The sequence below is a fragment of the Kitasatospora sp. NPDC093679 genome, assembly GCF_040683455.1.
In the GTDB taxonomy this organism is placed as follows: Bacteria; Actinomycetota; Actinomycetes; order Streptomycetales; family Streptomycetaceae; genus Kitasatospora; species Kitasatospora arboriphila.
In genome coordinates this window covers 16933-29071 of record NZ_JBFBDW010000030.1, presented here as the reverse complement: position 1 = coordinate 29071, position 12139 = coordinate 16933, and the positions used below count along the sequence as shown (strand labels likewise).

At 74.2% G+C, this 12139-nt stretch carries 9 protein-coding genes and 2 pseudogenes; 6 read left to right on the top strand and 5 right to left on the bottom strand.

Translation table 11 applies throughout. The annotated features are described in order from the left end of the window. Positions 1–116 precede the first annotated feature (116 nt). On the top strand, positions 117–608 hold the full coding sequence (locus AB0O09_RS23670; RefSeq protein ID WP_363544157.1) for a DUF1269 domain-containing protein: 492 nt from the start codon (positions 117–119) through the stop codon (positions 606–608). 13 nt (positions 609–621) lie between these two features. Here AB0O09_RS23670 and AB0O09_RS23665 read toward each other — a convergent pair whose 3' ends face one another. Continuing rightward, positions 622–2004: a diaminopimelate decarboxylase gene (locus AB0O09_RS23665; RefSeq protein ID WP_363544155.1), complete on the bottom strand. Its 1383-nt coding sequence runs from the start codon at positions 2002–2004 to the stop codon at positions 622–624. Positions 2005–2183: 179 nt separating this feature from the next. Beyond that, a complete protein-coding gene (locus tag AB0O09_RS23660; RefSeq protein ID WP_363544154.1) occupies positions 2184–2579 on the bottom strand; it encodes a VOC family protein in 396 nt (131 codons plus the stop codon). A 285-nt stretch (positions 2580–2864) separates the two neighbouring features. On the opposite strand from AB0O09_RS23660, the gene AB0O09_RS23655 reads away from it, so the two are divergent. The 3 genes from AB0O09_RS23655 to AB0O09_RS23645 all read left to right on the top strand — a co-directional run bounded on the left by AB0O09_RS23655 (position 2865) and on the right by AB0O09_RS23645 (position 7128). Continuing rightward, the gene (locus tag AB0O09_RS23655; protein ID WP_363544153.1) at positions 2865–3791 is read left to right on the top strand and encodes an SDR family oxidoreductase; all 927 of its coding nucleotides are present in this window, start codon (positions 2865–2867) and stop codon (positions 3789–3791) included. 325 nt (positions 3792–4116) lie between these two features. After that, entirely contained in the window at positions 4117–6606 is a 2490-nt protein-coding gene (locus AB0O09_RS23650) for an RICIN domain-containing protein (protein ID WP_363544151.1), read from the top strand. Between the two features lie 147 nt (positions 6607–6753). After that, entirely contained in the window at positions 6754–7128 is a 375-nt protein-coding gene (locus AB0O09_RS23645) for a hypothetical protein (protein WP_344626293.1), read from the top strand. A gap of 25 nt (positions 7129–7153) precedes the next feature. Here the strand turns inward: AB0O09_RS23645 and AB0O09_RS23640 are convergent, their stop codons facing one another. Further along, the gene (locus tag AB0O09_RS23640; RefSeq protein WP_363544150.1) at positions 7154–7780 is read right to left on the bottom strand and encodes a transcriptional regulator; all 627 of its coding nucleotides are present in this window, start codon (positions 7778–7780) and stop codon (positions 7154–7156) included. Between the two features lie 17 nt (positions 7781–7797). Here AB0O09_RS23640 and AB0O09_RS23635 point away from each other — a divergent pair, with 17 nt between their 5' ends. Then, the gene (locus AB0O09_RS23635) at positions 7798–9363 is read left to right on the top strand and encodes a PEP/pyruvate-binding domain-containing protein (protein ID WP_363544148.1); all 1566 of its coding nucleotides are present in this window, start codon (positions 7798–7800) and stop codon (positions 9361–9363) included. A 133-nt stretch (positions 9364–9496) separates the two neighbouring features. On the opposite strand, the pseudogene AB0O09_RS23630 reads toward AB0O09_RS23635, so the two are convergent. Both AB0O09_RS23630 and AB0O09_RS23625 read right to left on the bottom strand, forming a co-directional pair. Continuing rightward, positions 9497–10216 (bottom strand): annotated as a pseudogene (locus AB0O09_RS23630) (putative Ig domain-containing protein); the annotation flags it as partial. A gap of 210 nt (positions 10217–10426) precedes the next feature. Next, a pseudogene (locus tag AB0O09_RS23625) lies at positions 10427–10864 on the bottom strand (serine protease); the annotation flags it as partial. Between the two features lie 576 nt (positions 10865–11440). Between AB0O09_RS23625 and AB0O09_RS23620 the strand changes: the two are divergent. Beyond that, positions 11441–12136 (top strand): ribonuclease H, encoded by a 696-nt coding sequence (locus tag AB0O09_RS23620; RefSeq protein ID WP_363544146.1) that lies wholly within the window; start codon positions 11441–11443, stop codon positions 12134–12136. The last annotated feature ends 3 nt before the right edge of the window (positions 12137–12139 follow it).

Genomic DNA, 12139 nt, shown 5'->3' with positions numbered 1-12139 from the left:
CCCGGACGTGCGGCGACACGCCGGTACTCACCCCTCCGGCGGGGTGTGCGTGGCAGCCGGGGCGGCGCGGGCCGAGGATGAGGGCAAAGTCTGTCCGCAGGAGATCGGAGCCGGTGATGGCGAGCCTGACCGTGTGGCGTTTTCCCACCCCGGAGGGGGCGCAGGACGCCCTGGAGGTCCTGAAGGACCTGCAGCACCAGGGGTTGATCGTCGTCCAGGACGGTGCGGTGGTGAGCTGGCCCGAGGACAAGAAGAAGCCCAGGACGAAGCAGCTGAGCAACCTGACCGGGCTGGGCGCGATCGGCGGCACCTTCTGGGGCCTGCTGCTCGGCATGATCTTCTTCGTGCCGCTCCTCGGCATGGCGGTGGGCGCCGCGACCGGCGCCGTCTCCGGTCACTTCACGCACGTCGGGATCGACGACGAGTTCATCCAGGAGGTGCGCGACAAGGTGACCCCCGGCACCTCGGCGCTGTTCCTGCTCACCTCGCACGCCGTGCTGGACAAGGTGGCCCCCGCCTTCCAGGGGCAGCACGCGGAGCTCATCCAGACCAACCTGTCCGACGAGCAGGAGAAGGTGCTGCGGGAGACCTTCGCCGAGGACGAGTGACTCCCCCGCACGATCAGCCGGCCGCACCGTCCGGGTCCTTGGAACGGGCGGTGAGCGCGGTCAGGGCGTCGGCGTGGGCGGCTCCGGATTCGGCGGCGATCTCGGCGAGGGTCTGCTCCGGCCGGATCGTGGCGAACCTGACGGGGCCGCCCGCCGTGCTGAAGCCGTGCACGGCGGGCCTGGCCAGGCTGTTGTAGGCCCACGGGGCGGAGGTGTAGTAGCCGCCGGTGTCGTGCAGCACGACCAGGTCGCCCGGCTCGATGCGGGGCAGGGCCCGGCCACGGGCCACCACGTCGCCGGAGAAGCAGCAGGGCCCGGCGACGTCCTGGATCTCCTCGGGGCCCTCGCGCCGGGTGCCGTCCGGCCGGTGCACACCCACCCGGAGCGGCCAGGCCTCGGGCATGAACACCGTCCGGGTGGCGAGGTGGGCGCCGGCGTGGGTGAGCGCGATGCGGCGGCCGCCGACCTCCTTGGTGTACTCGACGCGGGCTGCGGTGAAGCCGTTCTTCGCGACCACCGACCGGCCGAACTCGGTGACCAGCGCGTAGCCGCCGGCGAACAGGGCGGGGACGGCGGCCCGCAGGTGGGCCGCGTACGCGGCGAACGTCGGCCGCACCTCGTCGTCGTCGAAGTTGACGGGCAGTCCGCCGCCGAGGTCGAGCGAGTCGACCTGCCGGCGGCCGGCCCGGCGGTTGATCTCCTCGGCGAGCTCCCAGGTGGCGCGGACGCCGGACGCGATGAGGTCGAGCGAACAGCCCTGCGAGCCGACGTGGACGTGCAGCCGGCTGAGCCAGGGGTACCGGTCGAAGGCGTCGAGCACCCGGTCGCGGGCGCCCGGGTCGCGCAGCGGCACCCCGAACTTGGACTGCGCGGAGGCCGTGCTCATCGCCCCGATCGTGCCCGTGCCCACCTGCGGGTTGACCCGCAGCCCGAGCACGGAGCCGCTGCGGCCGGGGGCCGGCAGGGCGGCGATCCGTTCCAGTTCCTGGAGGTTGTCGGCGTTGACGGCGATGCCGAGGTCCACGGCCCGGGCGAGCTCGGCCGCGGTCTTGGCCGGGGAGTCCAGCACGATCCGGTCGGCCGGGACGCCGGCCGCGCGGGCGAGCGCGAGTTCGCCGGGGCTGGCCACCTCGCAGCCCATGCCGGCGTCGGCGACCAGCCGCAGCACGGGCACCAGGGCGGCCGCCTTGGCCGCGAAGGTGTGCAGCACCGGCACGTCCGGGCCGAAGGCGGCGTGCAGGCCGGTGACCGTCCGGCGCACCCCGTCGACGTCCAGGAAGCCCGCCGCGGCGTGCCGGGCGCCGACCAGGCCGGCGGTGGCCGCCGCCCGGACGACGCGGTCGCGCCTGCCGGCGTCGATCCACTGCCGCCGGTCGTGCTCGGGTGCGCTCTCCACCGTGCCGTGCTCCTCGCCCTCGCCGCCTCGCGGGCCCGCCGCCGCCCTGTGGCACGCGGCTCCGTCACCTCCAGCATCGGGACACCGCGGCCGTTCGGCATGGATCTGCCGGGAAACGTCACCCGGGTCGCCCGGCCCGCACCCTCCCGGCAGGGCCGGTGCGGGGCCGGGGCCCGTGGTCAGGGGCGGACGTACGGCCTGGTCATGATCTCCATGTTGTGGCCGTCCGGGTCCTCGAAGTAGGCGCCGCGGCCGCCGAACCAGTCGTTGGTCCGACCGGGCGCGGTGTGGCCGGGATCGGCGTAGTAGGTCACCGCGGCGGCCTCCAGGCGGTCGATCATGGCCTGGAAGTCCTCGTCGGGGACGAGGAACGCGTAGTGCTGGGACTGGATCGGCTCGTCGCGCTTCTCGTAGTAGTCGAGGGTGACGCCGTTGCCGAGGTCGACCGGCAGGAAGGGCCCGAACGGGGCGCCGACCTCCAGGCCGAGGATGCCGGCGAGGAACGCGGCGGACACCCGCCGGTCCCGGGCGTACACGGCGGTGTGGTTGAGCTGGACGGTGATGACGGAAGACATGGCTGGTCCTTCTCTCCGGTCGTGGAACGCGGCGCACGGCGATGTGCTCGCAGCGGTGCGCTCGCAGGGGCACTGCGACGACGTGGAGAGAACGGCGGGGCCCTGCCCCGCCTCGTGCTCAAGCCGAGGCCGGGTGCCCGTTCCGTGTGTGGCCCATGGCCGACCCGGCAGTCACCCGACCGACCCTAGCGGCCGCCCGCCGACCGGGCAACGCCCTTTCGGCGGTGGGCGGACGGTCCGCGTTTCACCCCGCGACCCACCGCCCGCACTCCGTAGACTCCGGACATGACCGGTGCGTCGGACGGAGCGTTGAAGGGCAGGGTCGCCCTGGTCGCGGGGGCGACCCGGGGCGCGGGGCGCGGCATCGCGGTGGAACTCGGTGCGGCGGGCGCCACGGTGTACGTGACCGGCCGCAGCACCCGCGCGCAGCGGTCCGAGTACGACCGCCCCGAGACCGTCGAGGACACCGCCGACCTGGTGACCGCGGCGGGCGGGCACGGCATCGCCGTCCCCACCGACCACCTGGTGCCCGCTCAGGTCCGCAGCCTGGTGGACCGCATCGACGCCGAACAGGGCCGGCTCGACGTCCTGGTGAACGACATCTGGGGCGGCGAGAACCTCTTCCAGTGGGACACCCCGGTGTGGGAGCACGACCTGGACAACGGGCTGCGCCTGCTGCGCCTCGCGGTGGAGACCCATGCGATCACCAGCCACCACGCGCTGCCCCTGCTGCTGCGTCACCCCGGCGGCCTCGTCGTCGAAGTGACCGACGGCACCGCCGAGTACAACCGCGACACCTACCGGGTCTCGTTCTTCTACGACCTCGCCAAGACCTCGGTGCTGCGGATGGGCTTCGCGCTCGGCGAGGAGCTCGGGCCGCGCGGCGCGACCGCGGTCGCGCTGACGCCGGGCTGGATGCGCTCGGAGATCATGCTCGGCCACTTCGGGGTGACGGAGGAGAACTGGCGCGACGCCCTCCGGGTCGAGCCGCACTTCTGCATCTCGGAGACCCCGTTCTTCGTCGGCCGGGCCGTCGCCGCGCTGGCCGCCGACCCTGAGGTGGGCCGCTGGAACGGCCGGTCCCTGTCCAGCGGCGGCCTCGCCCGGGTCTACGGCTTCACCGACCGCGACGGCAGCCGGCCCGACGCCTGGCGGTACATGGTGGAGGTCCAGGACCCGGGCCGCCCCGCCGACGCCACCGGATACCGCTGAGCCTCCCGTACGCCGCCCGGTGACCGGTGGCGTCACCCGGCCACGGAGTCTGGCCGGGCCGGGCGGCGGTGTCAAAGGACAGCCGTGGGCCGGGACTTGGACTTTTGTCGCTGGTGGGTCGGGTTTCGGGGAGCTCTGCGGACGGCTGCGGCGCGACCCTTGACACCCTTGTCGGCACGCTGCCACGGTGTGCTCGAAGCTGCTTTCAAGTGAGCCCTAATGAGCATCTTCGAGCATGAGTGCGCTCGGCGGCGCCGTGGGTGGGCCCCGGCGCCGACCCCCACCGATCCCCCCACCACCGTGCACCGCCACGGAAGGAGCCTCCGTGCCCACACCCCTGCGCAGCATCCTCACGGCCGGGCTGGCCGCTGCCGCCCTGGCACTGGCCGTCGCCGGCGCACCGACGGCCGCGGCCGACCCCGCCGCCGCACAGCCCGCCGGAACCACCTACAGCGTCTCGGTCGGCGCACCGGCGACGTACGGCCACCCCACCGACACCCCGGCGGCGCCGTACGTCGACAAGGACGGCACCTTCTGGTTCCAGCAGTCCGCCGCGCTGTATGGCGCGAACGACCCGCGCTACTGGGACTTCTTCACCGGCACCGACTTCGACACCGCCACCCGCTCGTCCACCGTCAGCAACGCCGTGAACCCGGCCAACTCCGACGACCGGAACGACGACACCACCTGGCGGTGCGACAACAGCCCGACGGGCCGGACGGCGACGGCCGCGGCCGGCTCCGGCAGCTACGCGCACAAGAACTACTGCGACCTCGCGGGCGTCTGGGTCGACCCGGACACCGGCGACTGGTACGGGCTGGTGCACAACGAGTTCACCCCGCAACCGTTCGGCGACGGCCTGCACTTCGACGCCATCGACTACGCCGTCTCCACCGACCAGGGGAGGACCTGGACGATCCGGGACCACGTCATCACCTCGCCGTACAGCACCGCCCGCGGCGACACCACGGCCTTCCCCCACCAGACGTACTCCTACGGCGACGGCGACCAGCGGCTGTTCGTCGACACCGCCTCCGGGTACTTCTACGTCTTCTACGGCTCGCGCGTGGTCGACAAGTCCGGTGGCTGGAAGGCCTTCTACGAGCACGCGGCGCGCGCCCCGCTCTCCGCCAAGATGGCGCCCGGCAGTTGGCAGAAGTGGTACGACGGCGCCTGGTCGCAGCCCGGGGTGGGCGGCCGGGAGAGCAACATGGTGCCCGTCGGCCCGTCCGGCACCACCGGGTACACCCCGGTGACGGGCGAGTACGACCCGGCGAACACCGGCACCGCGGCCCAGCAGATCGCCGCCGGGACGATGCCCGCGACCTCGCCGCTGTTCGTCATGGACGTCACCTGGAACGCCCACCTCGGCCTCTACATCGGCGAACCGCAGGCCGTCGACCAGAGCGGCAACGCACCGCAGCAGTTCTACGCCACCGCCGACCTCGCCACCCAGAAGTGGTTCCTGCTCGGCGACACCGGCAGCTACCGCACCGCGTCCTGGTACCGCTGGTTCCTCGACGGCGCCAACCGCACCAGTTCCACGATCACCGGCCGGACCTTCCGCTCGTACTGCGCGTTCGGCTGCTCCGGAGGGGCCTCCGGCCAGTACGTGGACGTCACCGTCGGCGCCTCGGCCGCCGCCGCGCCGCCCGTCGACCCGTCCAGGTCCTACCGGATCGCCGGCGCCAACGGCCGGGTCCTCGCCCAGGTCTCCGGCGGCTCGGCGACCACCTCGCTGGCCTCCGCCACCGGCTCCGCCCTGGAGTCGTGGACCTTCGCCGCCAACGGCGACGGCTCCTACCGGATCGCCAACGGCTCCACCGGCCGGCTGCTCGGCGTGGACTCCGGCGCCGTCGCCGGCCGGGCCTGGGGCGCGCTGCCCACCGCCACCGCGGCCCCCGCGAACGGGCCCACCGTCGGCCAGCAGTGGTGGGTGATCCCGGGCACCACCGCCTCCGGCACGGCCACCGGCACCGTCAAGCTGGTCAACCGCTACAGCGGCCTCGTCCTCGGCCTGACCCCGGCGGCCGGCCGGCTCGCCGAGACCACGCCCGTCCGCAGCTGGACGGACACCGGCGGCAGCGGCGTCGGCGGCGGGCGCAGCGCGGACGAGCAGGCACTGACGCTGACGGCCGTCGGCGCGGCGGCCGAGACCGTCACCGTCACCGACCCGGGCGACCAGTCCACCAAGGTGAACACCGCGGTCTCCCTGCAGCTCGCCGGCAGCGACTCCGCGAACAAGACGCTCGCCTTCTCGGCGACCGGCCTGCCCGCCGGTCTGACGATCGGCGCGGGCGGTCTGATCACCGGGACGCCCACGGCCACCGGATCGTCGACGGTGACGGTCACCGCCTCCTCCGGGACGGCCGCCGGCTCGACCACCTTCACCTGGGCCGTCAACCCGGCGCTCGCGGGCAGCCACACGCTGACCGCCTCCGGCAAGGCGCTCGACGACCCGAACCACTCGACCGCGGCCGGCACCCGGTTGGTGACCTGGGCACCGAACGGCGGCCCGAACCAGACCTGGGTCTTCACCGGACAGGCGGACGGCAGCTACCAGATCACCAACGGCGAGTCGAACCTCTGCATGGACGTCAGCGGCGGCTCGACCGCGGCCGGCGCCCAGGTCATCCAGTGGACCTGCACCGGCGGCAGCAACCAGCGCTGGGTGGTGACCGCCGTGAGCGGCGGTTACCGGATCAGCTCGCAGAAGAGCGGCCTGCTGCTCACCACCGCCTCCACCGCGGACGGCGCGGCGGTGACCCAGCAGGCGGACACCGGCTCGGCGCTGCAGCGCTGGACGGTCGGCTGACCGGACGGTCCGCAGGGCCCCGCGGGGAGGTCGACCGCGGGCCCTGTCGGTGTCCGCGGCCGAGCACCGCCGTTGCCCGGGGCGATGCGGGCCGTGCGGGCCGTGCGGGCGGCGCGGGCCGGAGCCTGCTGTGAGAGGGTCGAAGACATGGGCGAGTCCTGGGTCTTCGACGACGGCACCGCTCCGGCGACGGTCGAGGCGGCGCTCGACCTGCTGCGCGGTCGGATCGCCGCGGGACGGTTGGAGACCTGGCTGGCCGCCTCCTCCGGCCGGTCGCTGGGCGTCGTCAGCAACGGCGAGCGCGCGATGGTGCTGCTGCTCGATCCCGAGGGCGACCCGGGCGGGCACGCCGTGGATCCGCTGGCCGCCGGCCGCAGCACCGGTTTCGTCCTGACGAACGGTCAGCACGACGAGTACCCCGACACGGAGACCGTGCCGCTCCCGGAGGGCCTGCGGATCGTCGGCCACGTGCTGGCCACCGGTGTCCCGCCGGTCGACGCGGACTGGTCCGACGACCGCTGAACGGCGCAGCGGGCCGCCGGGCGGCTCAGTGGCGGGGGATGCCGAGGGTGGTCAGCAGGTCCTCGTGCAGCTGGAACCAGACGGCGTGGTACGAATCGGTGCTCTCGGTGACGGCGCCCTGCTCGCCCGCGTGGGCGCGGCCGAGCGCGCCGGCCAGCCGCTCCCGGTAGCGGGCGAAGCGGTGCAGGACGGCCGACAGCTCGGCGCAGACCTCGGCGGCCCGGCGGTCGAGGTCGGTCAGCCGGGTCAGCACGAGGGTGTCGTAGGTGGTGTCGGCGTGGTCGTTGAGGGCCATCGCGCCGTCGACCGGGCGGGTCTGCCAGGCCGTGCAGAGGTCGAGGAGTTCCGGGTTGAGGACGAGGAAGCGCTCGTAGGCCTCGGCGACGGGCTTCCGGGACGCGGAGGCCGCGAGTTCGGCGGCGATCCGTTCGACGTCGGCGGCGCGGCCGGCCTCGGTCAGGCCCCAACCGCCGAAGGGGCCGGAGATCCGGGTGACCAGCCCGGCCACCGCCAGGTCGATCAGCTCGGACTCCACGTCGGCCTCGGGGAGGCCCGCGGCCTCGGCCGCCCGGGCGAGTTCGGCGAATCCGGTGCAGCGCAGGGTGTGGAGAACCAGCAGGTCGGGGCTGGTGCGGTGGGGCAGCTCGGGCACGCCCGTATGCTACAGCGGTGAGGTGGATCCACCCGCTGTCGGCGGACCTCCGGGAGCCGGCGGACGTCCTCGGCGGCAAGGCGCACGGCCTGGTGGCGCTGCTGCGGCTGGGGCTGCCGGTGCCGCCGGGCTTCGTGATCGGCACCGCGGCCTGCCGGGCCTTCCTGCGGGACGGACGGCTGCCGGACGGCCTGACCGAGGAGCTCGCCGCCGCGGTCACCGCGCTGGAGGCCGCCACCGACCGGCGGTTCGGCGGGCGGCGGTTCGACGGGCGGCGGCCGCTGCTGGTGGCCGTCCGCTCGGGCGCCGCCGTCCCGATGCCCGGCATGATGGCGACCGTGCTCGACGTCGGCCTGACCGGCGGAGCCGCCGAGGCGCTGGTCGCCGAAACGGGTGAACCGGAGTTCGTCCGCGACTCCCGGCTGCGCCTGCTCACCGGGCTCGTCGCCGCCGTCACGGGCCGGCCCGCCGACCCCGCCGACCCCGCGGGCTCCGGGGGCTCCGGGGGCAGCGACGGGGAGCGGCTCGCGGCGGCCGCGGAGGCGGTGCGCCGGCACCTCGGCGAGCCGGTGCTCGACGACGCGCGGGAGCAGTTGGCGCAGTCCGTCGCCGCCGTGTTCCGGTCCTGGGACTCACCGCGGGCACGCACCTACCGCGCGCTGAACGGCATTCCGGACGGGCTCGGCACCGCCGTCACCGTGCAGGCGATGGTGTTCGGCAACCGCGGGCGGCACAGCGGCACCGGGGTGGCGTTCAGCCGGGACCCGGCCACCGGTGAACCGGTGCCCCGCGGCGACGTCCTGTTCGGCCGTCAGGGCGAGGACGTCGTCTCCGGCGGCGCCGCCGTCCGCCCGCTCGCCGACCTCGCCGCGCAGGAGCCGCGGGTCATGGCCGGCCTGCTGGAGGCGCTGGAGCTCGGAGAGCGGCACTGCCGCGACGCCTGCTACCTGGAGTTCACCTTCGAGGCCGGCCGGTTGTGGCTGCTGCAGCTGCGAGCCGGCCGGTTCGCCGGCGCGGCCGGCGCGAGGGTGGCGGTCGACCTCGCCGACCGCGGGGTGATCTCCCGGGACGAGGCGCTGCGCCGGGTCTCCCCCGGCCGACTGCGGGACGCCGCCACCCCGCGGATCGCGCTCGCCGACGACACGGACCTCCTCGTCCGCGGTCTCGGTGCCTCGCCGGGGGTGGCAGGTGGCCGGGTGGCGCTGACGGCCGACGCTGCCGTCCGGATGGCTGCGGACGGGCCGGTCGTACTGGTGCGGCCGCAGACCTCTCCGCTGGACCTGCACGGCCTGGCCGCCGCCGCGGGCGTGCTGACCGCGCTCGGCGGGCCGGCGAGCCACGCGGCGGTCGTCGCCCGGGCGATGGGCCGGCCGGCGGTGGTCGGCGCGGCGGGCCTGGCGGTGGACGTCGCGGGCGGCACTCTGCGGGTCGGCGCCCGGACGGTGCCGGAGGGCACGGTCGTCACCCTCGACGGCGGCCTGGGCCTGGCCGTCCTCGGCTCGCCGCCGGTCGCGGCGGCCGCGGACGACCCGTACCTGCGCCGCTTCCTCGCCTGGGCCGACGAGGCCGCCGCCGGATCCTGAGGGCCCGGGCCGCGGACGGACCGGGCCCGGCCGCTGCTGCGGCCGGGCCCGGGGGCAAGGAGACGCCTTCGACGGAGGTCGACTCAGGAGCCCCATGAGGCATCCGTACGCCTATGGGCCGGTCGGGCGCCGGTCAGGGGCCGGTCTGGATCGCGGTGTCGTCGACCACGAAGCTCGTCTGCAGCGAGGAGTCCTCGACGCCGTTGAACTTCACGGTGACCGACTGGCCCGCGTACGGGGACAGGTCGACCGTCTTCTGGCCGTACCCGGTGTTCTTGTTGAGGTTGGACCAGGTGGCCACCGTGGTGCCGTTGACCGTGACGGTCAGCTTGTCGTAGGCGGTGGTGGTGCTGGTCTCCGCCGTGTCGATGTGCAGCCAGTAGCTGAGCGTGGCCTTGCAGCCGGCCGGGATGCTGACGGTCTGTGCGGCGCTGTCCGTGTGGGAGGAGCCGTAGCCGTTCAGCCAGGCCTTCCAGGAGCCGGAGTGGGCGGCCTGGGAGGCGCTGTTGTCGACGACGCCGCCGGTGGTCGTCCAGGGGGCGGCGGTGCCGGTCTCGAAGCCGGCGTTGCCGAGCAGCTGGGCCGGGACGCAGCTGATGCTGCCGGAGACCGTCCAGGTGAAGGCGGTGGAGCCGGTCTTGTTGGCGGCGTCCTTGGCGGTGACGGTCACGTTGTAGGTGCCGGCCGCGGTGGCGGTGCCGGTGATCCTGCCGGAGCTGCTGATCGACAGACCGGTCGGCAGGCCGGTGGCGCTGAAGGTGAGCGGGGCGGTGCCGCCGGAGGCCGCGATCTGCAGGTCGGCGGTGCCGTTCAGCGCGGTGGTCTGGTTGCCGGGGTTGGTCACCGTGACGGTGCCGCTGCCGGCGGGCTTGGTGAGCAGGCAGCCCGCGACGTTGAGGTCGATGGCCCGCCCGGCGCCGAGGCAGGTGGTGAACCAGTAGGTCTCTTCGCCGTAGCTCTGGCCCTTGGTGGCGGTGGTGGTGCCGTCGGCGGCCACCTCGCACGGGTTGTTGAGGGTGCACATCGCGCCGTCGTCGTTGCCGGTGTTGTTGATGCCGACGACCTTCTTGGAGGCGGCGTCGACGATCGGCGAACCGGAGGTGCCGTGCGTGGTGTTGCAGCCGGCGCTGTAGCGGAGCGAGTCGTGCCAGGTCCACTCGTCCTCGCGCAGGGTCGGGACGAACCCGTTGATGGAGCAGTTCCAGGTCTGCTTCCAGTACGAGGACGGGATGAACATCGCCGAGCCGTCGACCGGGTGGGTGTCGCTGATGGTCAGCGCGGTGACGCCGTACTTGCTGAGGATCGACGAGAAGGTGTCGGTCAGCTGGTACAGCGCCACGTCGGTGCCGGTCATGGTGGCGTACAGCACCTTGTCGGCCGAGACGGTGCCGAGCGAGGAGCCGGAGGGGCTGAGCAGGGTGCCGCTGCGGCTGGCGGTCTGGTTCTGGATCACCACGCCCGAGGCGGGCATGGTCGGCAGGCAGTGGCCGTTGGTGAGCATCATCGCCCGGTCGGTGTCGACCGATGCGGGGTACCGGACGAGCGAGGCGGAACAGTTGCTCAGCGCGATGGTGGCCGTCAGATCGCCCGCCTGGACGGCGTGCGCGGGCACGGCCGCCGCGGTCACCGTGCCTGCGGCGATCGCGACCGCGCCCATTCCGGCGGCGAGTCCCTTGAACATGGGGTCTCCTTGTGGGGGATGTGCCGACGCGCGACCGGTTGCGCACGCGGGCCGCACGAAACTGCCATGGCCGCTTCAAGAGGGTCAACCACCCCGGCGGAAAAGGCCGTTCACCGACGGCACCCGGCCGCGCCCGAACCGCGCGAAGTGGCCACGGCCAAATCCGGACGACTCCCGCCCAGCCCCCGCAAGCGGGCGCCTCCCGCCGCGGCGCGCACCGGCGGGCCGGTGCCGGCCCACCGGACTTCGCCCTGCTCCGCACGGGCGGCCGGTCGCGCAGAGGTCCAGACCCTGCCGTGCGCGACAAGATTGACCGGAAATCGATCACGCGGTCGGAACCTGCCGACCTCCGCCCGGCGGCACGGAGCACGGCCCGACCGATGAAAGGATCGGGGCATGGTCGAACGAGTCATTGCAGCCTGCGACGGTGCCGCCAAGGGCAATCCCGGCCCGGCCGGATGGGCCTGGGTCCTGGCGGACGCCGCGGGTGCCCCGCAGCGCTGGCAGTCCGGTGCGCTGGGCCGGAGCACCAACAACATCGGCGAACTCACCGCGCTGGAGCGGCTGCTGGCCGCCACGGACCCGGCGGTGCCGCTGGAGGTGCGACTGGACAGCACCTACACCCGGGACGCGGTCACCAAGTGGCTGCCGGGCTGGAAGCGGAACGGCTGGCGGACGGCCTCGGGCTCGCCGGTCGCCAACCAGGAGCTGATCCAGCGGATCGACGCGCTGCTGGCGGACCGCGAGGTCTCCTTCGTCCACGTCGCCGCGCACCGGGTCGACGGCGACCCGCTCAACGCGATCGCCGACAAGGCGGCCAGCGACGCCGCCCGCACCCAGCAGGGCGGCGACGGCAGCGCCGAGGACCTGCCGGTGCCCGACCCGGTCGCCGAACGGCCGGCCCGCCCGGCCCGCCGCCCCCGCACCTCCCGCCCGGCCTCCGACGCCTCCGGTGCGGCCGCGTCGTCCGGCGGGGCCCGGCGGACCCTCGCCGCCCGCTTCCCCGGCACCTGCCCGTGCGGGCGCGGGTACGGCAAGGGCGAGCGGATCACCCGGGTCGGCGAGAGCTGGGGGCACCCGGACTGCGTGTGACGG

Coding starts and splice junctions, on each gene's coding strand:
- AB0O09_RS23655 (WP_363544153.1), top strand. CDS start 2,865: ATGACCGGTGCGTCGGACGGAGCGTTGAAGGGCAGGGTCGCCCTGGTC.
- AB0O09_RS23645 (WP_344626293.1), top strand. CDS start 6,754: ATGGGCGAGTCCTGGGTCTTCGACGACGGCACCGCTCCGGCGACGGTC.
- AB0O09_RS23620 (WP_363544146.1), top strand. CDS start 11,441: ATGGTCGAACGAGTCATTGCAGCCTGCGACGGTGCCGCCAAGGGCAAT.
- AB0O09_RS23670 (WP_363544157.1), top strand. CDS start 117: ATGGCGAGCCTGACCGTGTGGCGTTTTCCCACCCCGGAGGGGGCGCAG.
- AB0O09_RS23660 (WP_363544154.1), bottom strand. CDS start 2,579: ATGTCTTCCGTCATCACCGTCCAGCTCAACCACACCGCCGTGTACGCC.